Annotated in this window: 22 protein-coding genes; 16 read left to right on the plus strand and 6 right to left on the minus strand. The window is 68.4% G+C overall.

Going from position 1 to position 25,246, the window contains the following annotated elements; genetic code table 11:
- Nucleotides 1-34: 34 nt before the first annotated feature.
- The 6 genes from J8I33_RS00620 (at nucleotide 35) to J8I33_RS00645 (ending at nucleotide 7,108) form a co-directional block, all read left to right on the plus strand.
- Complete coding sequence (locus J8I33_RS00620) at nucleotides 35-943, plus strand: LysR substrate-binding domain-containing protein (protein WP_209929293.1); 909 nt, start codon at nucleotides 35-37, stop codon at nucleotides 941-943.
- Between the two features lie 276 nt (nucleotides 944-1,219).
- Nucleotides 1,220-2,251 carry a TRAP transporter substrate-binding protein gene (locus tag J8I33_RS00625; RefSeq protein ID WP_209929294.1) on the plus strand — a complete coding sequence of 344 codons (1,032 nt, stop codon included), beginning with the start codon at nucleotides 1,220-1,222 and terminating at the stop codon, nucleotides 2,249-2,251.
- 3 nt (nucleotides 2,252-2,254) lie between these two features.
- Nucleotides 2,255-4,141: a TRAP transporter large permease subunit gene (locus tag J8I33_RS00630; protein ID WP_209932579.1), complete on the plus strand. Its 1,887-nt coding sequence runs from the start codon at nucleotides 2,255-2,257 to the stop codon at nucleotides 4,139-4,141.
- 8 nt (nucleotides 4,142-4,149) lie between these two features.
- Entirely contained in the window at nucleotides 4,150-5,235 is a 1,086-nt protein-coding gene (locus J8I33_RS00635; protein ID WP_124653161.1) for a LacI family DNA-binding transcriptional regulator, read from the plus strand.
- Nucleotides 5,232-6,254: a hydroxyacid dehydrogenase gene (locus J8I33_RS00640; protein WP_209932581.1), complete on the plus strand. Its 1,023-nt coding sequence runs from the start codon at nucleotides 5,232-5,234 to the stop codon at nucleotides 6,252-6,254. Before J8I33_RS00635 ends, J8I33_RS00640 begins: the two co-directional genes overlap by 4 nt.
- Complete coding sequence (locus J8I33_RS00645; RefSeq protein ID WP_209932583.1) at nucleotides 6,251-7,108, plus strand: amidohydrolase family protein; 858 nt, start codon at nucleotides 6,251-6,253, stop codon at nucleotides 7,106-7,108. The genes J8I33_RS00640 and J8I33_RS00645 overlap by 4 nt, the downstream gene beginning before the upstream one ends.
- Before the next feature lie 133 nt (nucleotides 7,109-7,241).
- On the opposite strand, the gene J8I33_RS00650 is transcribed toward J8I33_RS00645, so the two are convergent.
- The gene (locus J8I33_RS00650) at nucleotides 7,242-8,330 is read right to left on the minus strand and encodes an ionic transporter y4hA (RefSeq protein WP_124554931.1); all 1,089 of its coding nucleotides are present in this window, start codon (nucleotides 8,328-8,330) and stop codon (nucleotides 7,242-7,244) included.
- 543 nt (nucleotides 8,331-8,873) lie between these two features.
- On the opposite strand from J8I33_RS00650, the gene J8I33_RS00655 reads away from it, so the two are divergent.
- The 5 genes from J8I33_RS00655 to J8I33_RS00675 all read left to right on the plus strand — a co-directional run bounded on the left by J8I33_RS00655 (nucleotide 8,874) and on the right by J8I33_RS00675 (nucleotide 14,597).
- A complete protein-coding gene (locus J8I33_RS00655) occupies nucleotides 8,874-10,430 on the plus strand; it encodes a 3-hydroxyacyl-CoA dehydrogenase (RefSeq protein ID WP_209932585.1) in 1,557 nt (518 codons plus the stop codon).
- Nucleotides 10,431-10,485: 55 nt separating this feature from the next.
- Nucleotides 10,486-11,808 (plus strand): phenylacetate--CoA ligase PaaK, encoded by a 1,323-nt coding sequence (gene paaK, locus J8I33_RS00660; protein ID WP_089489422.1) that lies wholly within the window; start codon nucleotides 10,486-10,488, stop codon nucleotides 11,806-11,808.
- A 38-nt stretch (nucleotides 11,809-11,846) separates the two neighbouring features.
- Entirely contained in the window at nucleotides 11,847-12,647 is an 801-nt protein-coding gene (locus tag J8I33_RS00665; RefSeq protein WP_209932587.1) for an enoyl-CoA hydratase-related protein, read from the plus strand.
- 137 nt (nucleotides 12,648-12,784) lie between these two features.
- Nucleotides 12,785-13,456 carry a MarC family protein gene (locus tag J8I33_RS00670; protein ID WP_209932589.1) on the plus strand — a complete coding sequence of 224 codons (672 nt, stop codon included), beginning with the start codon at nucleotides 12,785-12,787 and terminating at the stop codon, nucleotides 13,454-13,456.
- A gap of 160 nt (nucleotides 13,457-13,616) precedes the next feature.
- On the plus strand, nucleotides 13,617-14,597 hold the full coding sequence (locus tag J8I33_RS00675) for an aldo/keto reductase (RefSeq protein ID WP_209929301.1): 981 nt from the start codon (nucleotides 13,617-13,619) through the stop codon (nucleotides 14,595-14,597).
- Nucleotides 14,598-14,639: 42 nt separating this feature from the next.
- Here J8I33_RS00675 and J8I33_RS00680 read toward each other — a convergent pair whose 3' ends face one another.
- The 4 genes from J8I33_RS00680 to J8I33_RS00695 form a co-directional block, all read right to left on the minus strand.
- The gene (locus tag J8I33_RS00680) at nucleotides 14,640-15,506 is read right to left on the minus strand and encodes a CPBP family intramembrane glutamic endopeptidase (protein ID WP_050012870.1); all 867 of its coding nucleotides are present in this window, start codon (nucleotides 15,504-15,506) and stop codon (nucleotides 14,640-14,642) included.
- A gap of 85 nt (nucleotides 15,507-15,591) precedes the next feature.
- Nucleotides 15,592-16,248 carry a VC0807 family protein gene (locus J8I33_RS00685; RefSeq protein WP_050012762.1) on the minus strand — a complete coding sequence of 219 codons (657 nt, stop codon included), beginning with the start codon at nucleotides 16,246-16,248 and terminating at the stop codon, nucleotides 15,592-15,594.
- Between the two features lie 291 nt (nucleotides 16,249-16,539).
- Nucleotides 16,540-17,604 carry a 2,3-butanediol dehydrogenase gene (locus tag J8I33_RS00690; protein ID WP_124653151.1) on the minus strand — a complete coding sequence of 355 codons (1,065 nt, stop codon included), beginning with the start codon at nucleotides 17,602-17,604 and terminating at the stop codon, nucleotides 16,540-16,542.
- A gap of 348 nt (nucleotides 17,605-17,952) precedes the next feature.
- Nucleotides 17,953-18,693: a GNAT family N-acetyltransferase gene (locus J8I33_RS00695; protein WP_209932595.1), complete on the minus strand. Its 741-nt coding sequence runs from the start codon at nucleotides 18,691-18,693 to the stop codon at nucleotides 17,953-17,955.
- A 363-nt stretch (nucleotides 18,694-19,056) separates the two neighbouring features.
- Here J8I33_RS00695 and J8I33_RS00700 point away from each other — a divergent pair, with 363 nt between their 5' ends.
- Nucleotides 19,057-19,530: a DUF3331 domain-containing protein gene (locus J8I33_RS00700; RefSeq protein WP_209929306.1), complete on the plus strand. Its 474-nt coding sequence runs from the start codon at nucleotides 19,057-19,059 to the stop codon at nucleotides 19,528-19,530.
- A 24-nt stretch (nucleotides 19,531-19,554) separates the two neighbouring features.
- Here J8I33_RS00700 and J8I33_RS00705 read toward each other — a convergent pair whose 3' ends face one another.
- Nucleotides 19,555-20,757, minus strand: coding sequence for a GNAT family N-acetyltransferase (locus tag J8I33_RS00705; protein WP_209932597.1), 1,203 nt, complete (start codon nucleotides 20,755-20,757; stop codon nucleotides 19,555-19,557).
- 195 nt (nucleotides 20,758-20,952) lie between these two features.
- Here J8I33_RS00705 and J8I33_RS00710 point away from each other — a divergent pair, with 195 nt between their 5' ends.
- The 4 genes from J8I33_RS00710 (at nucleotide 20,953) to J8I33_RS00725 (ending at nucleotide 25,039) form a co-directional block, all read left to right on the plus strand.
- A complete protein-coding gene (locus J8I33_RS00710) occupies nucleotides 20,953-22,431 on the plus strand; it encodes a PLP-dependent aminotransferase family protein (RefSeq protein ID WP_209932599.1) in 1,479 nt (492 codons plus the stop codon).
- 42 nt (nucleotides 22,432-22,473) lie between these two features.
- Nucleotides 22,474-22,875: a hypothetical protein gene (locus J8I33_RS00715; RefSeq protein ID WP_244140539.1), complete on the plus strand. Its 402-nt coding sequence runs from the start codon at nucleotides 22,474-22,476 to the stop codon at nucleotides 22,873-22,875.
- Nucleotides 22,876-23,243: 368 nt separating this feature from the next.
- Nucleotides 23,244-24,089, plus strand: a complete 846-nt coding sequence (locus J8I33_RS00720) for a type II CAAX endopeptidase family protein (RefSeq protein ID WP_209929304.1) — start codon at nucleotides 23,244-23,246, stop codon at nucleotides 24,087-24,089.
- 44 nt (nucleotides 24,090-24,133) lie between these two features.
- Nucleotides 24,134-25,039 (plus strand): hypothetical protein, encoded by a 906-nt coding sequence (locus J8I33_RS00725; protein ID WP_245170536.1) that lies wholly within the window; start codon nucleotides 24,134-24,136, stop codon nucleotides 25,037-25,039.
- The last annotated feature ends 207 nt before the right edge of the window (nucleotides 25,040-25,246 follow it).

A 25,246-nucleotide genomic window follows, 5' to 3' on the forward strand; every position in this document is an offset into this window, starting at 1 on the left:
ACATCAAAAGACTATCGATTGATTCAAGATTTGAATGATTGAACTACACCAGCTTCGCTGCTTCGTCGCGGTTGCCGAGGAACTGCATTTCGGCCGGGCGGCCAGGCGGCTCTTCATGACCCAGCCGCCGCTCAGCCGGCAAATCCAGTTGCTCGAGCATGCGCTCGGCATCGCGCTGCTCGAGCGCAGCAGCCGGCAGGTCAGCCTGACCGCGGCCGGCGAACGTTTCCTGCGCGACGCGCGGCACATCCTCGAATTCTCCGCGCGCGCCGAGCAGGCCGCGCAGCGCGTCGCGCACGGCGGGGCCGGGCGCATCACGCTCGGTTTCACGGCCGTCAGTGCGTACCGGATGATCCCGGTGCTGCTCGCGCATGCCGCGCATGCGTTGCCGGACGTCGACGTCGAATTGCGCGAGATGGTGTCGACCGTGCAGATCGACGCGCTCGCGTCGCGGATGCTCGACGCGGGTTTTGTCCGCCAGCGCGCCGCGCGCCAGCCGCTCGAATACCGGCTCGTGCAGCGCGAACCGATGCTCGTCGCGGTCGCGGAAGGCGCCCCGCTCGCGGCCTACGCGCAGCTCGGCCCCGACGAGCTCGACCGACAGCCGTTCATCGCGTATTCGCCGAACGAGGGCAAGTATTTCCACGACATGATCTCGGGGATGTTCGCAGGCGCCGGGCGGTTGCCGAACTACCTGCACTACGTCGGCCAGACGCATACGATCCTCGGCCTCGTGCGCGCGGGGCTCGGCGCGGCGCTGGTGCCGGCGTCGGCGCGCGAGCTTCATGTGGACGGCGTGGTGTTCCGGCCGCTCGCGGGCGCGAACGTGGCGGCCGAGTTGTATCTCGCATGGCGCACGGACAACGACAATCCGGCGCTGCCGTTGTTCAACGCGATGGTCGAGCGGTTTCTGACCGGCAGCCCGGACGACGCGGGCGTTTAACGGCGCTTGCTCGCATGAGCGGGGCGTCCTTCCGCCCTCAAAAGTCTGTCGTCTGATGATGGTCCGTAGGTTCGAATTATTTCGGCGACATCTGAACGCACGAGAAACGGCGATCTTTCATCCAAAATTGCGCCGGAACTCACCCGCATACCACCCATCATTTCACCCCGGACAGGGCAAACCCTCATTTTTCTCTCATCGGTCGTCGTATTACTGTATCGATACACTAAATCGATACAGTTGCGTCGCGAGACGCACTCGCAAAGGAGACGGCTCATGAGTACCTATACCCGGCGGCGCTTTCTGCAGACGGTGTCCGCCGCCACGCTCGCGGCCGCGGGCAGCTTGCCGGAGACCGTGCGCGCGCAGCAGCCGGCGGTCACGCTGCGCTGCTCGTCGTCGATGCCGGCCGACCAGAACGCCGCGCACTACGTGTGGTACCAGCGTCTCGCCGCGAACCTGAAGGCGAGCGTCGGCGATGCGATTCGGGTCGACTACTTTCCGAACAGCCAGCTCGGCAAGGAAAGCGACGTCGTGCAGCAGGTCAAGATCGGCGCGATCGACATGATGATCGCGGGTTCGTCGATCTGGGCCACGATCGCACCGGAGCTCGGGATGCTCGATCTCGGCTACCTGTTCGACAGCTACGCGCACGTCGCGAAGGCGCTCGACGGCCCGGTCGGCACGAGCCTGAACGCGCTGCTGCAAAAGCGCGCGGGTTGCTCGGTGCTGACCTGGGGCTCGCATTTCGGCGGACGCTGCGTATTCACGAAGCAGCCGGTGGCGGCGCTGCCCGGGCTGAAGGGGACGAAGCTGCGCGTGCTGCCGACGCCCGCGTTCATGGATACCTTCAAGGCGATGGGCGCGGTGCCGACGCCGATCCCGTTCGGCGAGCTGTACATGGCTGTGCAGACGGGCGTCGTCGACGGCCTCGAACACGATCCCGCCACGGTGCTCGCGAGCCGTTTCGACGAGATCGTGAAGTCGTGCTGGCAATCGCACCACGTATTCGCGGCGATGACCGTCGTGATGGGGCGACGTGCGCTCGACCGGATTCCGGCCAGTCTGCGGCCGGCGTTCGACCGCGCGGTGGCCGACGCGACCGTGCAGCAGCGCGCGATTGCCGCGCAGAAGGCCGCGCAGGCGGAGCAGGCGCTGAAGCAGCGCGGCATGGCGTTTCACCCGCTGGCCGAGGGCGAGCACGCGGCGCTGCGGCAGACGATGCAAGACCGCCTGTATGTGGCGTTCGCGAAGCAGTATCCGGCCACTGCGCCGCTCTTTCCGGCGATCGCCGCCGCGCGGGGTTGAGCGATGGACATGCATTCCGTCTCGGGCGCCGCGCCGGCGCCCGCCGCAGGCCGCCCGGCGCATCGCGCCGCCCGCGTGCTGGATGCGGTGCTGCGCTGGATCGAGATCCTGTCGGCCGCGGTGCTCGCCGTCGACGTGCTCGTCGTGTTCGTGTCGGTCGTGTTCCGCTATTTCCTGCACGACCCGGTCGACTGGGCCGAGGAGGTGGCGAGCGCGCTGATGATCGTGCTGGTGTTCTTCGGCTCGGCGACGGTGCTCGGGCGCAGCCAGCATGTCGGCATCGACGTGTTTCGCGGCCTGCTGCCCGCACGCTGGCAGGGCGCGTTGACCCAGGCCGGCCACTGGATCGTGGCGGCCGTTGCGCTGAACCTGCTGGTGTCGTCGAGCCAGTTGCTCGCGGATTCGTACGACCAGATGACGACGGGCGGCTTGCCGGGCTGGATCAACGGGTATCCGATGATGTTCGGCGCGCTGTTCATGACGGTATTCGCGCTCGCCAATGCGCTGAACGCGCCGCGCCGCCGGGTGATCGGCACGTTCGCGTGCTGTGCGGCGCTCGCGGCCGCCATCTACGGCTGGAACGCGCTGTGGCCCGCGCATGCGGTCGCGCCCGGCACGCTGCTCGTCGCGGGCTTCGTCGGCGGGCTGGTGCTCGGCGTGCCGATCGGATTCGTGCTGGCGTTTTCGGCGCTGCTGTATTTCCTCGCGGATCCGACGCTGCCGCTGCTCGTCTACTCGCAACAGGTGATGGCGGGGGCCGATCACTTCGTGCTGCTCGCGGTGCCGTTCTTCGTGCTGGCGGGGCTGCTGATGGAGTCCAACGGGATGTCGGCGCGGCTCGTCGAATTGCTGCTGCGGATGTTCGGACGCGTGCGGGGCGGGCTCGGCCTGATCGTGATCTTCGCGACGGCCTGCTTTTCCGGCGTGTCGGGCTCGAAGCTGGCCGATATCGCGGCGGTGGGCGGCGTCGTGATGCCGGCCGTGCGCCGCGCGCGGCAGGACCCGAACGAAACCGCCGCGCTGCTCGCATGCAGCGCGGTGATGGCCGAGACGATTCCGCCGTGCGTGAACATGATCATCATGGGCTTCGTCGCGAACATCTCGATCGCCGGGCTGTTCGTCGCGGGGATCGTGCCGGCGGCCGTGCTCGCCGCGTCGCTCGCGATCGTGACGGTCATCACCGGACGCAAGATCGACGTGGCCGAGGTATTCGGCGAGCGTCGCGCGTGGCTGCCGCTCGCGGGCGGCGCGCTCGTCGCGCTGGTCATGGTTGCGATGATCGGCAAGGGCGTGACGTCGGGGATCGCGACGTCGACCGAAGTGTCCGCGTTCGCGGTGGTCTATGCGCTCGTCGTGGGCTGGCTCGCGTTCCGCGAACTGACGTGGCGCTCGGTCGGCCGCGTATTCGTGCGCGCCGCGTCGATGGCGAGCGGCATCCTGTTCATCGTCGCGGCGGCGTCGAGCGTGTCGTTCGCGCTGTCGATCGAGCAGATTCCGGCCCTCGTCTCGGGCACAATGACGGCGTTTGCCCATCAGTACGGCGCGACGATGTTCCTGCTGCTGTCGGCGCTGCTGATGATCGTGTTCGGCGCCGTGCTCGAAGGCGCGCCCGCGCTGATCATCTTCGGGCCGCTGCTCGCGCCGATCGCGCTGCAGCTCGGCATCCATCCGCTGCATTTCGGCACGGTCGTGGTGGTGGCGATGGGGTTCGGGCTGTTCGCGCCGCCGGTCGGGCTCGGGCTGTTCACGACGTGCGCGATCACGGGCACCGAGGTCGGCCGCGTGGCCCGGCCGATGGTGAAATACCTGCTGGTGCTGTTCGCCGCCCTCGTGGCGCTGATCTTCGCTCCGGCGTTTTCGTTGTGGCTGCCGGCCCATTTCGGCCTGTAGCCCGTTCCATGCAAGACGACATGAGTACGATTCAGGACGTGGCCCGTCATGCGGCCGTTTCGGTCAGCACGGTTTCGAACGTGCTCAACGGACGCACCGACCAGATGAAGCCGGCAACGCTCGAGCGCGTGAAGGCGGCGATGGATGCGCTGCAGTACCGGCCGAGCACGCTCGCGCGCCAGCTCAAGACGGGGCAGACGCCGCTCGTCGGGCTGCTGGTGCCGTCGATGGCGAACCCGATGTACGGCTACATCGCACGCGAAGTCGAGGCCTGCGCGCAGGAACGGTATGGTCATCGCGTGCTGATCGGCAACACGTACCGCGATGCGCGCAAGGAGGCGTCGTTCTTCGACGATCTCTACGCGCATGGCGTGCGGCGCGTGATCGTGATCTCGTCGCTCGCCGACGAAAGCCACCTCGAGCGCGCGGCCGAACGCGGGATGACGGTCGTCAGCTACGACCGTCGCGCGACGCCCGGCGAGCAATCGAAGGTCGATCACGTGACGGCCGACAACGAGGCGGCCGCGCGGCTCGCGACGCGCCGCCTCGTCGACGCGGGTCATACGCGGCTCGCGTTCGCGACCGTGGCCGGCATCACCGTGAGCCGCAGCGACAAGATCCGCGGGTTTTTCGCCGTGGCAAGCGAGGCGGGCGGCGCCATGCAGGCCCGCGTGCTCGACGGCGGCCCCGCGAACGAATACGGCGACTCGGTGATCGTCGATGTCGGGCGTGCGCTCGGCGCCGAGCTCGCGGCCGATCCGGCGCGGCCGACCGGTATCGTCGCGGTCAACGACCTGTTCGCGCTCGGTCTGATGGCCGGGCTGCGCGACGGCGGGCTGCGGGTGCCGGACGACGTGTCCGTCATCGGGATGGACGGTCATTTCCTGTCGGCGATCTCGTGGCCGGCGCTGACCACGGTGCAACTGCCGGTCACCGAAATGGCCGGCGAGATGGTGCGGCGCGTGATGCGGCAGGAGGGCGACGCGCCGTCCGCACCGGGGCAATGCGTGTTCGCGGACGTGACGCTCGTCGAGCGCGCATCGGTCGCGCCGCCGCCGCCGGATGCGGCCGGTACGAGCGGAGGTCAAGCATGACGCGCGTCTACGTCACGCATCCGACCGGGATGATCGACCACTACTTCGGCGCCAAGGCGTTGCGCGCGCTGGGCGCGCTCGCGGACGTCACCTGCAACCCGCACGATCGCGAACTCGGTACGGACGAACTGATTGCCACCGCGCAGGGATGCGACGCGATCATCGCGTACCGGCAGACCCCCGCGCCTCGCGAACTGTTCGCGGGGCTGCCCGCACTCGCCGCGTTCCTGCGTTGCGCGGTCGACATCCGCACGATCGACGTCGCCGCGGCGAGCGCGTTCGGCGTGCTGGTCACGCAGGCGAGCCCCGGCTTCGGGCCGGCCGTCGCCGAGTGGGTCGTCGGCGCGATGATCGACCTCGCGCGCGGAATCGGCGGTTACGCGGATGCCTACCATCGTGGTGCACCGCCGGTGCCGAGGATGGGGCGCGAACTGCGCGGCAGCACGCTTGGCCTGATCGGCTACGGGCAGATCGCGCGTCATCTCGCACCGATCGCGACGGCGCTCGGGATGCGTGTGCTCGTCAGCGATCCTTACGTGCGGATCGACTCGCCGCCGCTTGAACAGGTCGATTTCGCAACGTTGCTGCGCGACGCGGATTACGTCGTCTGCCTTGCGCCGGCCACGCCGGCCACCGCGAACCTGATCGATGCGGCGGCATTCGCCGCGATGAAGCCGGGCGCGTATTTCATCAATGCGTCGCGCGGCGAACTCGTCGACGAGCAGGCGCTTGCGGACGCGCTCGACGGCGGCCGGCTCGCCGGCTGCGCGCTGGACGTCGGCCGCGCGGCGGACCAGATGCCGCCTCCCGCGCTTGCCGCGCATCCGCGCGTCATCGCGACCCCGCACATCGGCGGACTGACGCTGCCGGCGATCGAACACCAGGCGCTGGAGACGGTCGACCAGCTTGCCGCGCTGCTCGATGGACGGGTGCCGAACGGCGCGGTCAACGCCATGCAGGCGACGCGGCTCGCGCGCTGGCGCAGGTCGAGCGCATCCGTCGGCCAGGGGCTGCAATGACGCGCGACGGGGCAGACGGCATGCGGTTCCCGGATGCGTGCGATTGCCATATCCATATCTACGACGATGCGTATCCGCTCGCGCCGACGGCGACGTTTCGGCCGCCCCATGCGCCGGTCGATGTATATCGGCGCATGCAGGGGGCGCTCGGCCTCACGCGTGTGGTCGTCGTGCAGCCGACCGGCTATGGCTTCGACAACCGCTGCACGCTCGACGCATTGGCCGCGTTCGGTTCGCGCTCGCGTGGCGTCGCGACGTTGCCGGTCGACGTGCCGGACGCCGAGCTGGAACGTCTGCATGCCGCCGGCATGCGCGGCGTGCGGTTCATGATGCTGGCGGGCGGCACTGCGCAATGGGGCGATCTGGAGCGGATGGCCGCACGGATCGCGCCGCTCGACTGGCATATCGATCTGCAGTTCGACGGTCGCACGCTGTGCGATATCGAACACGCGCTATCGCGGCTGCCGGCGCGCGTGGTGATCGATCACACGGGCAAATTCCTGACGCCCGTCGCACCGGATGCGCCGTCCTTCCTCGCACTGCGCCGCCTGCTCGATCGCGGCCACGCATGGGTGAAGCTGTCCGCGCCGTACGAGACGTCGCGATCCGGCGCGCCGGGCTACGACGACGTCGCGCGTCTTGCCGCCGTGCTCGCGCGCGGCCATTCGGCGCGCTGCGTGTGGGGCAGCAACTGGCCGCACCCGAACGCATCGCCGGTGCCCGACGATGCGCGCCTGCTCGGCTGGCTGCGCGATTGCGCGGCCGACGACGCGACGGCTCGCGCAATCCTGGTCGACAACGCGGCTGCGCTCTACGGATTCCACGCCGATACGCGGCGCGATGACGCGACGTAACGCGCTGTCGATCCGGACGCATTGTGCGGTCGCGGCCCGGTGACGGCGGTGTGAAGCGAAGGAGGGGGAAGGGACGGGAAGACGTGCACGCGGCCCGGCGGAGAGGATTCGCCGGGCCGCGCGCATCGGGACGTCAGTGCGTGAACGACAGGAACAGATAAGCGGCGAACAGCGCGACGTGCACGACGCCGTGCAGCACCGTCGTGCGTCCCTGGCTCAGCGTGAGCGTGCTGACCAGCAGCGTAAGCGCCAGCAGGACCGTTTCCATCGCGCCGATCCCGAGCGTGAGCGGCTGGCCGACCCAGATGAATACGGCGGCGACGGTCGGGATCGTGAGCCCGATGCTCGCGAGCGCCGAACCGAGCGCGAGGTTCATGCTGGTCTGCAGGCGGTTCGCACGCGCGGCGGTGACGGCCGCGAGCCCTTCCGGCAGCAGCACGAGCGCGGCGATCACGATACCGACCGCGGCTTCGGGCGCGCCGAGCTTCAGCACCGCATGCTCGACGGCCGGCGACAGCAGCTTCGCGAGCAGCACGACCGCGACGAGGCTCGCGAACAGCAGCACCATGCTGATGATCGCGGTGCGGTTGCTCGGTGCGGCGGCATGCACCGCTTCGTCCGCGCTGTCGTGCGCGGCGAGGAAGTAGTCGCGGTGGCGCACGGTCTGCACGAACACGAACGCGCCGTACAGCACGAGCGACGCGACGCCGGCGAACGCGAGCTGCGATTTCGAGAAGAACGGGCCGGGCGCGGCGCTCAGGTAGTTCGGCATCACGAGCGACAGCACCGACAGCGACGCGAGCACCGCGAGCGCCTTGCTCGCGCCGCGCCCCTGGAAGTCCTGTTCGCCGTGCTTCCATGCGCCGACCAGCAGGCAGATGCCGACGATGCCGTTACAGATGATCATCACGGCGGCGTACACGGTGTCGCGGGCGAGGCCCGATTTTTCCGGGCCGGCGCCGAGCATCACCGACACGATCAGCGCGACCTCGATGACGGTCACGGCGACCGCGAGCACCAGCGTGCCGAACGGTTCGCCGACGCGGTGCGCGACGACTTCCGCATGATGGACGGCGGCGAACACGGCGCCGGCCAGCGCGGCGGCGAACACCGCGATGACGAAGCCTTCGGCTGGCACGACGCGCGACAGCGCGAGTACCAGCCACGCGGCAAGCGGGGCCCAGAGGGTCCAGCGCGGGAGCTGGTTGGACGAGAGCGGCATGAGGGATTCCTTATGCGAGTGGCGGCGCGCGACGCGCCGTCACGGGTTGACGAAGCCCGGCCGTACTATCCGCCGAACGAGGACGATGAAACCGAAAAGGTGGCGGCACGCAACGGTGCCGCCCTGGGTTCGCTGCCGTGAGGCGGCGAGGGGCGCGGGCGGGCCGAAGCCCGTCGCGGGATGAAACGGTTCGATGCGGTTGCCCGCTGACAGCGCGACGAACAACACGTGGCGACGCGCGGGCCGGAGCCGCGATTCGACCCCGAAAGGGAGCGACGGACGGCGGTGATGTCGCGACACGCGTTTCCCCTGGAATCCGGCGATTTGTCGAATTTTATCAGGCGATCGGGGGGCACTATCTCATATTCGAATCATTACATTGACCTTTCGGTTTACAAAAAGTGCCCCGGCCTGTCGATTTTTTGTCGTTGCAGCTTCCGTAACGGTGTCTTGCACGACACATTCGGGCTCGCCCTGACATAAATCTACCGACCGGTCGGTTTATAATCGCTCGCACTTCCACTTCATGACGGATCGCAAGCGATGGCTGTTTCCTCTGCACATTCGGTGAACTCGGGCGCGCTGGCACCGTCGGCCGTCGTCGGCGTGATCGGCGTCGGCGCGATGGGGGCGGGCATTGCGCAGGTCGCGGCCGCGGCCGGCCATCCGGTGCTGCTGTACGACCTGAACGAAGCGGCCTGCGACAAGGCGCTGGCGGGCATCCGCGCGCAGTTCGCGCGCCTCGCGGAGAAGGGCCGGCTCGAACCGGCGCAGGCCGACGCGGCCGGCAACCGAATTCGCGCGGTGCGCGCGCTGGCCGATTTCGCGGGCGCCGCGCTGATCGTCGAGGCGGCGGCCGAACGGCTCGACGTGAAGCGCGAAATCTTCGCGACGCTCGAGCGTCATGTCGACGACGCCTGCGTGCTGGCGACCAACACGTCGTCGATCTCGATCACGTCGATCGCGGCCGGGCTGCGCGTGCCGCAACGCGTCGCCGGCCTGCATTTCTTCAACCCGGCGCCGCTGATGGCGCTCGTCGAGGTGGTCTGCGGGCTCGCGACCGCGCCCGAGGTCGCGCGGATGCTGCATGCGACCGCCGCCGCGTGGGGCAAGCAACCGGTGATGGCGAAATCGACGCCGGGCTTCATCGTGAACCGCGTCGCGCGGCCGTATTACGCGGAGGCGCTGCGCGTGCTGAACGAACAGGGCGGCGCGCCGGCCACGATCGACGCGGTGATGCGCGAAGCGGGCGGCTTCCGGATGGGGCCGTTCGAGCTGATGGACCTGATCGGTCACGACGTGAACTTCGCGGTGACCGAGTCGGTGTTCCGCGCGTACTTCAACGATCCGCGCTACACGCCGTCGCTGATCCAGCAGGAGCTCGTGAACGCGGGCTTTCTCGGGCGCAAGTCCGGGCGCGGGTTCTACTCGTATGCGGACGGCGCGACGCCGCCCGCGCCCGACCTCGAACCTGCACGTGACGCGCCGGCCGACGTCGCGCTGTTCGCGCAGGACGGCCCGGCCGCCGCGCTGCATGCGCGCTTCGTCGAACGCATCGCGACCGCGCGGCGCCACGACGCGCATGCCGACGCGCTGCTCGCCGTGGCCGGCCGCGCGTCGATCGCGTTGACCGACGGCCGTACGGCGACCGCGCGCGCCGCCCGGACGGGCGTGGCGGATCTCGTGCTCGTCGACCTGGCGCGCGATTACGCGCAGGCGGGGCTCGTCGCGCTGACGCGCGCGCTCCAGTGCAGCGACGCCGCGTATGCGGACGCGGTCGGCCTGTTCCAGCACGCGGGCTTTCGCGTCGTCGGCATCGCGGACGTGCCGGGGATGGTCGCGATGCGCACCGTCGCGATGCTCGCGAACGAGGCGGCCGACACGGTGAACCAGGGCGTGTGCTCGCCGGCCGATCTCGATCTCGCGATGGAGAAGGGCGTGAACTACCCGTGCGGCCCGCTCGCATGGGCCGATGCGATCGGCATCGGCCGCGTGCATCGCGTGCTGTCGAACCTGGCGGCGAGCTACGGCGAGGACCGCTATCGCGTGTCGCCGCGTCTTGCCGCGCTGCACGCGGCCGGCCGCACGTTCCGGTCGTGACCACCGCGTCACCTCGAACACGACAACGACATCACTCCATTGGAGGAGTACCCCGATGACTCACCCGACGCATCCCGCCGCCGCCCTCGAGCCGATCGAGACCGCCAGCCGCGACGAACTGCAGGCGCTGCAGCTCGAGCGCCTCAAGTGGTCGCTGCGCCACGCGTACGACAACGTCCCGCACTATCGGCGCACGTTCGATGCGGCGGGTGTGCATCCGGACGACCTGAAGTCGCTCGCCGATCTCGCGAAATTCCCGTTCTCGACCAAGAGCGACCTGCGCGACAACTATCCGTTCGGCCTCTTCGCGGTGCCGCGCGAGCAGGTCGTGCGCGTGCATGCATCGAGCGGCACGACGGGCAAGCCGACCGTGGTCGGCTACACGGCGCGCGACATCGACACGTGGGCGAACGTGACCGCGCGCTCGATCCGCGCGGCCGGCGGCCGCCCGGGCGATACGCTGCACAACGCGTTCGGCTACGGCCTGTTCACCGGCGGCCTCGGGATTCACTACGGTGCGGAGCGGCTCGGCTGCATGGTCGTGCCGATGTCCGGCGGGCAGACCGAGAAGCAGGTGCAGCTGATTCGCGATTTCGAGCCGAAGATCATCCTCGTCACGCCGTCGTACATGCTGAACCTGATCGACGAGATGGTGCGGCAGGGGATGGACCCGGCCGAATCGTCGCTGAAGATCGGCATCTTCGGCGCCGAGCCGTGGACGCAAGCGCTGCGCAATGAAGTCGAGACGCGCGTGGGCATCGACGCGCTCGACATCTACGGGTTGTCGGAAGTGATGGGCCCGGGCGTCGCGTGCGAATGCGTGGAGACGAAGGACGGCCCGGTGATCTGGGAAGACCATTTCTACCCGGAGATCATCGACCCCGTCACCGGCGAAGTGCTGCCCGACGGCAGCCAGGGCGAGCTCGTGTTCACGTCGCTGACGAAGGAGGCGATGCCGGTGATCCGCTACCGCACGCGCGATCTCACCGCGCTGCTGCCGCCGACCGCGCGCGCGATGCGCCGGCTCGCAAAGATCACGGGCCGCTCCGACGACATGCTGATCGTGCGCGGCGTGAACGTGTTCCCGAGCCAGATCGAGGAAATCGTCGTCGCGCTGCCGCAGTTGTCGGGCCAGTTCCAGATCACGCTGTCGCGCGACGGTCACATGGACCGGCTCGACCTCGCGGTCGAGTTGCGCTCCGAGGCGGTGGCATCGGTCACCGATGGCGATCGCGCGGCGCTCGCGCGCGAGCTGCAGCACCGGATCAAGACGATGGTCGGCGTGTCGTCCGGCGTGACGGTGCTGGCGGCCGGTGGTATCCCCGCGACCGCGACCGGCAAGGCGCGGCGCGTGATCGATCGCCGCCAGGCCGCCTGATGTCGATGTGTGCCGTTCTACCCGAGGAAACCTGTTCGATGGATGAATTGAAGACCCTGGCCGTCGCGGTCGATGCGCGCGGCATCGCGACCGTCGCGCTGCAGCGCGGCGACGTGCTGAACGCGTTCGACGAGACGATGATCGCGGAGCTGACCGACGCGTTCGCGACGCTCGGCCGGCGCGACGACGTACGCGCGATCGTGCTGCGTTCGGATGGCCGCGCATTTTGCGCGGGCGCCGACCTGCAGTGGATGCAGCGCGCGAGCGCGAACGAGGCCGCCGCGAACCTGCGTGACGCCGAGCGGTTCGCCGCGATGATGCGCGCGATCCGGCAGTGCCCGAAACCGACGGTCGCACGCGTGCAGGGCCACGCGTTCGGCGGCGGCGTGGGCCTGTGCGCGGCGTGCGATATCGTGATTGCGAGCGACCACGCGCGTTTTTCGGTCAGTGAGGCGCGCTTCGGAATCCTGCCGGCCGTGATCGGCCCGTATCTGGTCGAGGCGGTCGGCCAGCGTCAGGCGCGCCGGCTTGCGTTGACCGCGACGCAGCTCGCGGCCGCCGAGGCCGTCGCGATCGGCCTGATCCATCAGGCCGTGCCGCTCGATGCGCTCGACGACGCACTCGAGCGGACGCTTTCGGAACTCGGCCGCAACGGCCCGCACGCGCTGATGGAGATCAAGCGCTTTTTCGATGCGATCGGCGAGTATCCGCCGTCGGACGAACGCACGGCGTTCACCGCGCAGACGATCTCCCGCGTGCGGGCGACGCCGGAGGCGAAGGAAGGCTTCGCGGCCTTCTTCGCGAAGCGGCCGCCGGCGTGGGAGACGGGCACCGAATAAGGCCGCGCGACGAACTTTCACGACGATCGACGGCGGAACCGGGCCGGCCGCATTTTGCATCTCGGGCGCGGGCGCTTGCACTACAATGCGTGACCCCCGGCGCGCTGCCGGCCCCGTCCCGACCGATGCTTCGCACGATGATCGTCAATCGCCTTGTCTCCGAGATCCTGTTCGGCTTTACCGGCCTGATCGGCATCATCAATCCGATCGGTATCGCGTTCCTGTTTCTTGAACGAACCGAGGCGCTTACCGTGCCCGAACGGGATCTGCTCGCGCGGAAGGTCGCGTTCAATGCGTTCGTCGTGCTGATGGTCGCGTTCTTCGCCGGCACGCCGGTGCTGCATTTCTTCGGGATCTCGATGGAAGCGCTGCGGATCGGCGGCGGCTTCGCGGTTGCCGTCGCCGGCTGGCAGATGCTGAACGAACCGGACGGTCCGGGTGGCGGCGACACGCCGGTCAAGCCGATCGACGCGAACGCGATCATGACGCGCGCGTTCTTCCCGTTGACGGTGCCGCTGACGGTCGGCCCCGGCTCGATCGCGACCGCGATCGCGCTGAACGCGAACCGCACGCACAAGCTGTCGGAATTCATGCTGTCGAGCATCGTGTCGATCGCCGTGTCCGTGCTCGTCGCGCTCGTGATCTGGCAGGTCTACAGCCGCTCCGCGCTGCTCGCGCGCTACCTCGGTAGCGAAGGGACCAAGGTCGCGAAGCGCGTGTCGGCGTTCCTGCTGCTGTGCATCGGCGTGCAGATCATGCTGACCGGCTTCTCCGCGTTCCTGCAGCCGATCGCCGACCAGGCCAAGTAACCGGGGCCTTCCGGTTCGTCCTTCGAGGTCCGTCCTTTCACGCAGCCTGCATGCGGCGCGCGGTCATACGCGTTCGCGGCATGCGGGATACCATGCAACGTCTGGCGGATGCGCGGCGCGCATCCGGCCGCAACCCCCAACTTGAGTGGCGAGGCGTGCAATGGAATACGTGAAATTCGGGTCGACCGGGCTGGATGTGTCGAAGCTGGTGCTGGGCTGCATGACATTCGGCGAGCCGTCGCGCGGCACGCACCCGTGGACGCTGCCGGAAGCGGAAAGCCGCCCGATCATCCAGCGCGCGGTCGAGGCCGGCATCAACTTCTTCGACACCGCGAACATGTATTCGGACGGGACGTCCGAGGAGATCGTCGGCCGCGCGCTGCGCGATTTCACGAAGCGCGACGACGTCGTGATCGCGACGAAGGTATTCTACCGGATGCGGCCGGGGCCGAACGGCGCCGGCCTGTCGCGCAAGGCGATCATGACCGACATCGACCAGAGCCTGAAGCGGCTCGGCACCGACTACGTCGACCTCTACCAGATTCACCGCTGGGACTACGGCACGCCGATCGAGGAGACGCTCGAGGCGCTGCACGACGTCGTGAAGGCCGGCAAGGCGCGCTATATCGGCGCGTCGTCGATGTTCGCGTGGCAGTTCGCTAAGGCGTTGCACACGTCCAAGCAGAACGGCTGGACCCGCTTCGTCAGCATGCAGAACCACCTGAACCTGCTGTATCGCGAGGAAGAGCGCGAAATGCTGCCGCTGTGCGAGGACGAACGCATCGCGGTGATCCCGTGGAGCCCGCTCGCACGCGGGCGCCTGACGCGCAACTGGGACGAGTCGTCGGAACGGCAGCAGAAGGACGACGTTGGCCAGCGGCTGTACGACGCGACGGCCGACGCCGACAAGGCGGTCGTCGAGGCCGTCGCGGCGATCGCCGCCGCGCGCAACGTGCCGCGGGCGCAGGTCGCGCTCGCGTGGGTCGCGCAAAAGCGCGGCGTGACCGCGCCGATCGTCGGCATTTCGAAGCCGCGGCAACTGGACGATGCGCTCGGCGCGCTCGCGCTGAAGCTGACCGACGACGAGATCGCCACGCTCGAATGCCCGTACGTGCCGCACGCGGTGGCCGGGTTCAATTGAGCGGCGGCGCGGGCGACACAGGCGTCGGCGCCGTCGCCGCGATCACCGCGCGGTAGCGAGCATTGGATAGGTGAACAGGCCGAAGTGCACGACGTTCAGCCCCGCATGCGCGAGCGCGGCGGCGAGCAGGCCGCCGCGCCGCCACGCGAGCCCGTAGCCGACGCCGGCCACCGTGCCCAGCACGATCCATGGCCAGCCGCCGGCCGCATGCGCGGCGCCGAACAGCACCGCGCCGGCCGCGAGCGCGACCCACGGGCCCCATGACCAGGCGCGGAGCACGCGGGTCAGCCCGCCTTGCACGTAGCCGCGGAACAGCGCTTCCTCGGCGAGCGTCACCAGCAACAGGTTGTTCGCGAGCCACAGCCAGCCGGACGGCGGCCATTTGGGCGCCCAGCCGACCATCCCGAACGCGAGCGCGCCGACCAGGCACGCGGCAGCCGTCGCGACGGCCGCCACGACGCCGGTGCGCAGCGCGCGCGACAGCGCGACGTCGGGGGCGACCCACGGCAGCATCCACAGCAGCCACAGGCCGACGAGCGGCTTGTCGAAATTCAGGTACATCGTGAACGGCACGGCGTCCGGCGTGAAGCGGATCGGCCCGATCACGCGCGGATTATGGAAGCCGGGAATCAGGTGCAGGCTCAGCGCGATCGCGAGCGCGGCAAAGACGACGTGCGCGGCGATGCGCACCGCGAGCGGGCGCCCGGGCAGCACGCCCCAGCCGGCCGCGATCAGCAGCGCGAACGGCGCCAGCGTGATCGGCGCAAGCTGGCCGAACGCCAGCGCGCCCGCATAGCCGAGCGCGGCGAGGCCGATGCTCAGGCCGTGCAGCGGGCGATGCCATGCGAATGCCGCGGCCGCGAACAGGGCGATCCAGATCGTGGCACAAGGAAGGAGCGAAAGGGACATGACGGGAAACGGATCGGCGGACGAGACGCCGCGCATCATACAGCAGGCGCCGTGACATGCCGCCGGGCAACGGGCCAGCCGCGTGTCAGCGGCCGGCCGTCTCGGTGACGCCGCTGCGGCCGGGGATGTCGACGCTGTTGCGCACGCGCATCCGCCGTCGGTACCAGAACGTCCACAGCAGCAGGCAGGCAAACACCGTATAGCCCATGACCGGCGACACGACGAGCACGCGCTCGACCGGCCAGTTGACGACCATCCACCAGCGCAGCAGCATCTCGATCGTCATGATGGCGCCCCACACGAACGTCATCAGCCGCAGCATCTGCCGCAGGCCCGGCTGCGCGTCCCAGACGGCTTCGAAGTGTGCGGCGCCGCCGTCCATCTCGCGGGCCACGGTGGCGCGGGCCAGATAGTAGATCAGCGGGCGTTCGCGGAACAGCGACAGCAGGAACACGATGCCGATCGTGCCCGACCCGATCGATTCGCGCATCAGCAGCGTGCGCGGGCTGCCGCCGAACGCCATCCCGACGATCGACAGCGTGATGCCGAGCAGCACGATGGCCGCCACCGCGTCGACACGGCGCGAGCGGATGAATTCGACGATCGACCAGACGATTGGCGGAACCGCCGACGCGTACAGCGCGCCGGTTTCGCCGAAATACGGATGCGCGACCCGATAGGCCACCCAGGGCAGCACGAGGTTGACGAAGAGTTCGAGAATCAGTCCGGCTCGCGGTTTCACTGTGCGCTAGTCCACGCAGGTCGGGGCGGACGCGCGAAAGGCGCCGTTGCCCTTGTTGCCCCGAAAAGGGTTCGGCCCAGTATATCGAAGAATCGTGCGCGGTTGCGGTGTCGCCTGCCGCGACGGCGATCCGCCGGATTGATCGGCGCACGCGGCAGCAGGGCCGGGGGCGTCCTGCACGATCGCTCCGTGGTGTCGTGTCGCGGCACGTCGTCGATCGGGATGCATTGGCGGTACGCGAGCCTGCGCGGCGCGGCGTGAATCGATGCCGCGGCCGCGCAGGCCGTGCGGTCAGGAGACGGCCGGCTGGACGATGATCTTCACGTTGCGGTCCTTGTGGTTGACCAGTTCCTCGAAGCCGCGCGTGACGATGTCGCCGAGCGCGATGCGTCCGGTGATCAGCGGCTGCACGTCGATGCGGCCGTCCGCGATGAAGCGGATCACGTCCGCGAATTCGCCGTTGTACGCGAGCGAGCCGATCACTTCCTTCTCGGTCGACACGATGTCGAAGAAGTTGAACGGCGCCGGTTCCTCGAAGATGCCGACCATCACCGACTTGCCGGCCTTGCGGATCACGTCGATCGCGAGCTTCGCGGTGGCCGTGTGGCCGATGCACTCGAACGACACGTCGGCGCCGTAGCCGCCCGTCAGTGCCCTGACTTCCGCGATCGCGTCGGACGTCTTCGGATCGATCACGACGCTCGCGCCGACCTCCAGCGCCTTCTGCTTGCGCGCGGCCGACATCTCCAGCGCGATCACGCGCCCCGCGCCCGCGGCCTTCGCGCACATGATCGTGCACAGGCCGATCGTGCCCGCGCCGACCACGACGACGGTCTGCCCGACGATGTTGCCGGCTTTCTTCACCGCATGCAGCCCGACCGCGAGCGGTTCGATCAGCGCGCCGGCCTCGGTCGGGAAATTATCGGGGAGCTTGTACAGCAGTTCGGCCGGCACGTTCACGTATTCGGCGAACGCGCCGTTGTTCATCAGCCCGGTGAACGCGAGGTTCTCGCAGATGTTGTACAGCCCGTGCCGACAGTACCAGCAGGTGCCGCAATGCTGGCACGCGTCGGCCGTCACGCGGTCGCCGACCGCGAAGCCCGACACGCCCGCACCGAGTTCGGCGATCTCGCCGCTGAACTCGTGGCCGAGGATGCACTGGCCTTTCAGGCCGGTCAGCGGATGCGGCGCGTCGACCGGGATGAACACCGGCCCGGCGACGTATTCGTGCAGGTCGGAGCCGCAGATGCCGCACCAGTGCACGCGGATCGTGACCCAGCCTGCGGGCGGGCGCTCCGGAACGGGAACCTGTTCGACGCGGATGTCGTGGCGGCCATGCCAGACGGCGGCTTTCATGCTGGGCGGGGTGATCGATGCCGGTGTACTCACGTTGCTGTCTCCGTCAGGTTGTCGTCGGGCGTGCGGCAACGCTGCCGGTGCGCCCGTCGCGCGATTGCGCGATCGACCGGTATGCAGGAACGGGGCCAGCGTGAATCGGGGCTGTGCGTGGCAGTCGGAAGATGCGCGGTACGCGCACTGCACCATGTCGCTTTTCGCCGTCCGGCAAAGGTTCGGAAGAAATGGCGGGTCGAATTTGCTGCGATAGCGAAGCGGCGAGTCGAGTGAGACGCCGGGACGTTCGTCTCAGCGCAATGAGACGAATCGCGAGACGAACCGCCACGGGCAGCGTTGCTCGATCCGCAGTCAGGCGAGCACTTCGTCGACGGCAACCGTCGCGAGCGCCGTGAATCCCGCAGCGCGGTACAGCGGCTGGCCGGCTTCGGTCGAGATGAGCCATACGCGCCGCGCGCCGCGGTGCCGCGCGTGCGCGACGATCGCGGCGAGCAGCTGCGTCGCCAGGCCGCGACGCCGGTATGCGTCCGCCGTCCCGACGCGGTCGACGACGATATCGCGCGGCGACGCGAAACCATAGCGCGCGGTGGCCGCGATCTGGCCGTCGATGCGGTGCGCGAACAGTACCGCGGCCGGATTCGGCTGGAACGGCGGGAAGACGCCGCTGGCGTTGAACGCAGCGATGGCGTCCGGCGTGTCGCAGGCGAGTGCTCGCGCGAGCGCGTCGTCGCCGGACAGCCCGTCGATATCGGCGGCCATGAAGTGCTCGTCGGTCAGCCGGCGCGTCCTGCCGTGCAGCGCGGGCGGCAGCGGGGCCGCGCCGTAGCGCGTGATCCATGCGCCGACGGCAAACGGGCCGGCGCCGGCGACGGGCGCACCCTCGATCATGAAATACTCGAACGGCCGGCCCATCGCGTCGTCGAACTGCACGACATGGCCGTCCGGGCCGTCGTGCAGCGGCGCATCGCGCCGGTCGCGCGCGGCGCAGTATCCGGCGATGAACGCGCGTACGGCCGCCTTGCGGCGCGGGAAGGCGGACCAGGCCTCGTCGAGCGGAAACAGCGTGGCCGGGGCGGGGGAGGCGGTCGGCATGCGTAGGTGCGCAGCGTTGTCGGGGGCGAGGCCAACAGCTTAAATCAGGACGCCGTCGGGCGTCGCGCCGGCCATTGTCGTCATCGCCGAAACGGATCGTTGCGCACGCTACCCCTTTACTTGAAGTTAACTTCAATTTGTATCATGTGCGGCAGTCCGATTGCGCTCGCGTCAGGCATCCCGTTGCACGCTGCCGCTTCGATGCCGGTGACGATGACCGAAGCGCCGGTCGCGGCCGATGCCGCCATGCCGCCGTCGCGCGGCTGCCGGCGCGGCGATCGGTCTGTTCCTGCGGCGCGAACCGATGGGCCGGCGCTGAGTGCTGCGCCTGCGTCGGTCCACCTGCACGGAAATCCGTCAAGCATGCTCGACATCATGGAAAGCCTGATCTGCGAAGAAGACCGGTCGTGCGATGTGCTCGCGTCCACGCTCGACGAAGACGATGCGCCGCCGTCGCGCGACGGCGTGGTCGCGCATCCGCTCGCGCCGATTCCGGCGCACGCGACGGCCGCGGCGTCGCCGTTGCGCCCGCAACTGTTCGTCACGGTACTGGAGGCGGGCGACGATGCACTGCTGGTGCGATGGGTCGAGAGCGGCCGCTGTCATTACGGCGAGCAGCGCTGGCGCCTGCGCGTCGCGTTGCAGCCCGGTCGCTGCGCGCTCTCGGGGCAGACGATCGAGCCGGGCGAGCCGGTGTTCCGGCCGATGCGGCGGCCCGTGCCGGCCAATGGCGACGAGATGATCCACCCGGCAGCGGTGTCGGGTATGGACGGTTCGGCGTGCGATGGCGCGCCGGAGGACGGCGACGCACGCCGGACGGCCGATATTCATGGCTGAACATCGGCCGTCCGGGCGACGACGTTACTTCTTCAGATCGTGCCGGTACTGGATGAACCCGGCGTTGTTCGCGAGCTTGTCGTACAGCGCACGTGCGGTCGTGTTGGTTTCGTGCGTGAGCCAGTACACGCGGTTCGCGCCGGCTTCGCGGGCCCGTTCGTACACGGCCTCGATCAGCGCGCCGCCCGCGCCTTGCCCGCGCGCGTCGGGCGCCGTGTACAGGTCCTGCAGGTAGCAGTACGGCCCTTCCGTCCAGCACGAGCGGTGGTAGATCGCATGCACGATCCCGACCATCGCACCGGACGCGTCGAACGCGCCGAGCCCGAACATCGGCTCGGCCGGGTCCATCAGGCGCGCCCAGGTCGTCGCGAACACCGCGCCGCTCAGCGCGGTGTCATAGAACGTCTGGTAACCCTGCCACAGCGGACGCCACGCGGCTTCGTCGGCGGCGACGAGCGGGCGCACCGTGACGCGCGTGGCGTCGTTTGCGCGGCTGGCCGCATCGCGCGCGGCGGCTTGCGCGTGGCGGATCGCGGTGAGCGACTGGCGCTGGTTGCCTTCGGCGTCGAAGTTATCCGGGGCGAGCCACGCGTCGAACGCGGCGCGGACGTCCGGCCATTCGCCGTCGATGATCGAGAACCACGCGGTGTCGCGATTGCGGCCGCGGTAGACGATCGCCTGCCGGAACGTGCCTTCGTAGCGGAAGCCGAGGCGCGCAGCCGCCTTGCGCGACGGCGCGTTCAGGTCGTCGCACTTCCATTCGTAGCGCCGGTAGCCGAGCGTGTCGAACGCATACTTCATCAGCAGGAACTGCGCTTCCGTCGACACCGGCGTGCGCTTGAGCAGTGGCGAGAACGTGACGGAGCCGACCTCGATCACGCCGTTGGCCGGATCGATGCGCATCAGCGCGAGCGTGCCGACCGCGCGGCCCGTGGCGCGATCGATCACCGTGTAGTGGAGCGGATCGGCGCTCGCCTGCGCGCCGCGCGCGTAGTCGCGGTAGCTGGACGCGTCGGCGTACGGGCCGTGCGCGAGATAGGTCCAGTCGCTGCCGTCGGGCGCTTGCGCGTAGGCGGCGTACAGGTCGGCCGCGTGGCGCTCGGCGTCGAGCGGTTCGAGTCGGCAGTAACGGCCTTCGAGCGCGATGCGCTCGGGGCGCGGACGCGCGGACCAGTCGGGAACGGGGTGGCCGATGGGCTGCTGGAAAGCGTTGGTGAGCGTGGGCAAGGTCGATCTCGCTTCGGTTGTCGGCCGGCGACATGCCGGCATGCAGACGATCGTAGTCCCGGCGAGGTACCATGAGAAGCGCCAGAGTATGGCAAATTTATGGTGCCACGAGCGGTGGCCGTCAGGCGTATGAGCGCTTACCGGTGCGCCACCGCCCATCCGTCCCGTTCCCACCTTTCACGCTGCAATGTTCCGATGACGACTGCCTTTCCTTCCGCCGACGCGCCGTTGCTGCCGCTCGATGCGCCGCTGGCGCGCGCGCCCGGCGCGCCTTCGCTGCAGCGCCAGTTGCTGCGCCGCGTGCGCGACGCGATTCTCGGCGGCGCGATGCCGGCCGGCACGCGGCTGCCCGGCACGCGCGCGCTGGCCGAAACGCTCGGCGTGTCGCGCAATACGACGGCCGCCGTGTACGAGCAGCTCGTCGCCGAAGGCTTCCTGCAGTCGGATCGTCGTGGCACGCGGGTTGTCGGGCTGTCGCGGCCGGCGCCGCCGCGCCGGCGTGCGGCGCCGCCGGCCGTCGCGCAGCGGCTCGGCCGGATTCGCCCGAGCCTCGTCGGCACCGGCGAATCGGAGGGTTTCCGGCCGGGCGTGCCCGCGCTGTCGCATTTCCCGGTGGACGCGTGGCGGCATGCGATCGACCGTGCGTTGCGCCGCGCCGGCCGCGACCTGCTGGCGTACGGCGATCCGCTCGGCGAGCCCGCGTTGCGCGAATCGATCGCGCGCCATCTGGCCGTCACGCGCGGCGTGCGCTGCGACCCGGAGCAAATCGTGATCACCGAGGGCGCGCAGGGCGCGATCGCGCTGTGCGCGCAGTTGCTGACGAATCCGGGCGATACGGTGTGGGTCGAGGAGCCCGGCTATCGCGGCGCGCGCACCGCGATGCAGGCGGCGGACCTCGACGTTGTGCCGATGCCGGTCGACGCGGAAGGGCTGCGCGCGGAACCGGACGACTGGCGCGAGCGACCGCCGCGCCTCGTCTACACGACGCCGTCGAACCAGTTCCCGACCGGCGCCGTGCTGTCGATCTCGCGCCGGCTCGCGCTGATCGATGCGGCGCGCCGCCATCGCGCGTGGATCATCGAGGACGACTACGACAGCGAATTCCGTCACACCGGCGAGCCGATCGGCGCGATGGAGGGGCTCGCGCCCGATTCGCCGGTCGTCTATCTCGGTTCGTTCAGCAAGACGATGTTTCCGGCGCTGCGGATCGGCTTTCTCGTGCTGCCCGACACGTTGCTGGCCGCCGTGCGGCCGGCGCTGCCGGAGATGCTGCGCGGCGGGACGCGCCACGTGCAGCTCGCGCTGGCCGATTTCATCGAGACGGGCGAGTACGGCCGGCATCTCGGGCGGATGCGCCGGCTGTATCGCGACCGGCGGCGTTTGCTGCTCGCCGCGCTCGACAGCAGCCTGAGCGTGCCGCACCAGGTCGAAGGCGGTCCATGCGGGCTGCACCTCGCGCTGCGGCTGCCGGCGCGTTATCGCGATCGCGCGATCGTCGAAGCGGCACGCGCGCATGGCATCGGGCCGTTTCCGCTGTCGGGTTTCGCGATCGATGCGGCGCGGGCCGGCAACGGACTCGTGCTCGGTTTCGGCAATACGTCGGCCGACGCGTTCGAGCCGATGTTGCGGATGGTGTCGGCGATCGCGGAGCGGGTGGGCGCGGGTGGCGCGTGATGGTATGGTTTCGCGATTTCAACTGCTTGCTGCCCGATCGTGATGACGCTCCGCCCATCCCTGCTGTTCGCTGTCATTGCCTGCACGTCGTGGGCGACCGTCGCCGCTCACGCGCAACCGACGCACGACGGCTTCATCTGCGATACCGACAAGCATCACATCGTGATCGACCACGCGGCGGATCGCGCATTGCGCTACCGCGCATGGAACAAGCCGCATCCGGTCGACGGGAAGCCGGACGTCGACGTGCGCGGCGGCACGGAAACCACGGGCGGAACGGATCCGTGCGTGAGCACCGACTGGTCGTTCAAGCGCGGCAATATCACGTACGAGGTATCGGACAGCGCCGCCTGCACCGACGGCAAACCGCCGCGCGGCGCTTACGGGACGGTCTCGGTGACAATCAACAAGGAATTCGCGGCGCGTTACTGGTGCGTCAAGTAACCGGTGCTTTAAAACACCGAAAGGCTGCGCCGTCGGCAAAACATTCAATATTTTAAAAAATCGGCCGATATCCCGATATTGAAGTTTCCTGAACACGCGACGTGAATCGAAAGTCTTGCTTTTTCGATCGTAAGGAATGGTCAATGGCGCTTGCCACGACACATGCCATGAGCGACGATTCTGCCCCGTGACAAGCGGTTACTTTTTCACGATGAATGGATAGTGGAGGACGAAGGCCGGCGCAAGTCGCGATGCGTCGCATCGGCCATGTGCTCCCATAAATAAAAATGCCGATCCGATGAGATCGGCCGCAGGCATCCGAGCGCGCAATCACCGCGTGTGCCGTCTGCGAAATCGAACCGAGCCAGATGAAATCCGATTCAAGCCACTATTGCTTCCCGAATCTGCTGGAAGCATTTTTTATCGTCGTCGTGCTGAACCTGGTCGAGTATTTGACGAACTCGATTATCTGGTCGCTCGGCCGCAGCGCAGGGCTTCAGACGATGGCGATCGCCAGCATCGGAAGGGTGCTCGCGAACGGGCTCTTATTTACGGTGCTGCTTCATCACAGCAAATTGACCTACCGTAGCCTGCTGCACGACAGCGTGGATTCCTGGCGAACGACGATCAGGCGATTTCTCGTGCCCGTTTTGCTGATCACACCGGCATTGCTCGTGGCGATGAGCGTGCTTGAAGTCGGCATCGGGCAGTTTTTCCCGTGGAGCGGAAGCCGGGAGGACGCCGGCGAGGTTTATGCGAATGGCGGACTCGGCCTGATCGTATTGACCTGCCTGATTGCGCCGCTACTCGAAGAGATGTTGTTTCGCGGCGTGATGCTGCGCAGCTTCTTGCGACAGTACCCGGAGGGAACGGCTATCGCGCATTCGGCCGCCGTGTTCGGTCTCGCACACTTGAATGTGTATCAGTTCGCGCTCGCATTCGGACTCGGTTTGTTGATCGGAAAGCTCTATGCGGCTACCCGATCGTTGTTGCCGGGAATGTTGATTCACGCCTGCTACAACACCGCGGTGGTCATCGTCGCACTGAAATCGCCGTTCGTCCTCACCCGGGAGAGCTTGCTCGAGATCTGGCCGACGTCCTGGTGGTTCGGCGCGCTCGCGTTGGGCGGCGTCGGCGCATGGGGGCTGGTCAAGTCGGTGGATGCGCTGCGAATGGCGCCAGCGCGTACGGCAAACGACAACGGCGCGAACTGAGCGCGCGTCATGATGGTTTCTACAACGAGAAAACGAGGTAAAGCATGCGGGGCAAGCAAGTCTGTCTGGTGGGTCTGGCGAGTACGGTGTTGATGCTGGCGGCGTGTGGCGGCGGCGATGACGGTGGCGCGGCCAAAACGGGCAGCAACGCATCGAACAACGATACGGCGGGAACGCCGACGGTCACGCCGCCCGCCACGCCGGCGCCGGGCGCGCCTACCCAGCCGTCCGCGCCCACGGCCTGCCGACCGAACGGCCGCTTCAGCTATTCGGGCGCGGCGTCGCCGGTTGCGGCGAACAACGGCCAACTGGCGGTGCTCGTGGTGCCGAATTTGCCGAGCGAGTGGGCGAAGAACCGCAACATGACGGCGGTCAATGTGCCGGCGACGAGCCTGGTTCAGCAGGGAAGCGGCGCGTTTACGACGCTGGCGTCGTCGGCGGCGGCGACCGACTGCCTCGGCCTCGACCACGGGGCCGTGACCGAGATCCAGGGCGTCGGCACCGATGTGGCGATCGGCCGGTGGAATCGCGCGATGGACACCGACGGCAATACCTATACCGATGCGCAGGGCGTGCACTACGCAGTCGGCACGCCGCTGTCGTTGCCCGCCACGGGCGCTCCGCTTTCGTGTACGCAGGTAATCTCCGACACGGTGGCGAGCAACAACGGCGGCGCGGACGGGACGCTCGTTTCGGCTTCGGCCATGCTGGATCCGGTCACGCGCATGCTCACCACGCTGAACCTGTCGATCCAGCTCGGAAGTGCGCAACACGGGCTGACATATATGCAGGTGCCGTTGAACGGTGTGTTGAAGACCACCGGGCCCGCAACGATTCAATCGATCGTTGTCGGACATGACGCGGCCCAGCCGCTGGTCGCCGTCGGTTACACGGCTGCGTTGCCGAACACGCAAGGCGTCGGCGGGGTGGCGGTATTGTCGTGCCACTGAACGGAGCGGGTGCCGGCGCGTCGACGGATGCGGACCGCTGACCGGCCATCCGCGGTTTGCATGCTGTCTGTCTGTGATGCGCGACAGCTGATGATTGCCCGCAGACCGTCACGCTGACGCCGACACGCGCACCGCTGCGTGGTGGATATTCGGATTGACGAACCGCGCGCTTTGTTCGAAACGAACGCCGTCGCGGTTCCGCCGCCA

Origin of the sequence: Burkholderia sp. AcTa6-5, assembly GCF_017815075.1 — a bacterium.
GTDB classification, from domain to species: domain Bacteria; phylum Pseudomonadota; class Gammaproteobacteria; order Burkholderiales; family Burkholderiaceae; genus Burkholderia; species Burkholderia sola.

What these genes read in the sequence shown, in the direction of transcription:
- J8I33_RS00635 (WP_124653161.1), top strand. Translation starts at nt 4,150, where the DNA reads ATGCAAGACGACATGAGTACGATTCAGGACGTGGCCCGTCATGCGGCC.
- J8I33_RS00650 (WP_124554931.1), bottom strand. Translation starts at nt 8,330, where the DNA reads ATGCCGCTCTCGTCCAACCAGCTCCCGCGCTGGACCCTCTGGGCCCCG.
- J8I33_RS00710 (WP_209932599.1), top strand. Translation starts at nt 20,953, where the DNA reads ATGACGACTGCCTTTCCTTCCGCCGACGCGCCGTTGCTGCCGCTCGAT.
- J8I33_RS00675 (WP_209929301.1), top strand. Translation starts at nt 13,617, where the DNA reads ATGGAATACGTGAAATTCGGGTCGACCGGGCTGGATGTGTCGAAGCTG.
- paaK (WP_089489422.1), top strand. Translation starts at nt 10,486, where the DNA reads ATGACTCACCCGACGCATCCCGCCGCCGCCCTCGAGCCGATCGAGACC.
- J8I33_RS00720 (WP_209929304.1), top strand. Translation starts at nt 23,244, where the DNA reads ATGAAATCCGATTCAAGCCACTATTGCTTCCCGAATCTGCTGGAAGCA.
- J8I33_RS00655 (WP_209932585.1), top strand. Translation starts at nt 8,874, where the DNA reads ATGGCTGTTTCCTCTGCACATTCGGTGAACTCGGGCGCGCTGGCACCG.
- J8I33_RS00620 (WP_209929293.1), top strand. Translation starts at nt 35, where the DNA reads ATGATTGAACTACACCAGCTTCGCTGCTTCGTCGCGGTTGCCGAGGAA.
- J8I33_RS00630 (WP_209932579.1), top strand. Translation starts at nt 2,255, where the DNA reads ATGGACATGCATTCCGTCTCGGGCGCCGCGCCGGCGCCCGCCGCAGGC.
- J8I33_RS00700 (WP_209929306.1), top strand. Translation starts at nt 19,057, where the DNA reads ATGCTCGACATCATGGAAAGCCTGATCTGCGAAGAAGACCGGTCGTGC.
- J8I33_RS00640 (WP_209932581.1), top strand. Translation starts at nt 5,232, where the DNA reads ATGACGCGCGTCTACGTCACGCATCCGACCGGGATGATCGACCACTAC.
- J8I33_RS00645 (WP_209932583.1), top strand. Translation starts at nt 6,251, where the DNA reads ATGACGCGCGACGGGGCAGACGGCATGCGGTTCCCGGATGCGTGCGAT.
- J8I33_RS00625 (WP_209929294.1), top strand. Translation starts at nt 1,220, where the DNA reads ATGAGTACCTATACCCGGCGGCGCTTTCTGCAGACGGTGTCCGCCGCC.
- J8I33_RS00695 (WP_209932595.1), bottom strand. Translation starts at nt 18,693, where the DNA reads ATGCCGACCGCCTCCCCCGCCCCGGCCACGCTGTTTCCGCTCGACGAG.
- J8I33_RS00680 (WP_050012870.1), bottom strand. Translation starts at nt 15,506, where the DNA reads ATGTCCCTTTCGCTCCTTCCTTGTGCCACGATCTGGATCGCCCTGTTC.
- J8I33_RS00715 (WP_244140539.1), top strand. Translation starts at nt 22,474, where the DNA reads ATGACGCTCCGCCCATCCCTGCTGTTCGCTGTCATTGCCTGCACGTCG.
- J8I33_RS00725 (WP_245170536.1), top strand. Translation starts at nt 24,134, where the DNA reads ATGCGGGGCAAGCAAGTCTGTCTGGTGGGTCTGGCGAGTACGGTGTTG.
- J8I33_RS00670 (WP_209932589.1), top strand. Translation starts at nt 12,785, where the DNA reads ATGATCGTCAATCGCCTTGTCTCCGAGATCCTGTTCGGCTTTACCGGC.
- J8I33_RS00690 (WP_124653151.1), bottom strand. Translation starts at nt 17,604, where the DNA reads ATGAAAGCCGCCGTCTGGCATGGCCGCCACGACATCCGCGTCGAACAG.
- J8I33_RS00665 (WP_209932587.1), top strand. Translation starts at nt 11,847, where the DNA reads ATGGATGAATTGAAGACCCTGGCCGTCGCGGTCGATGCGCGCGGCATC.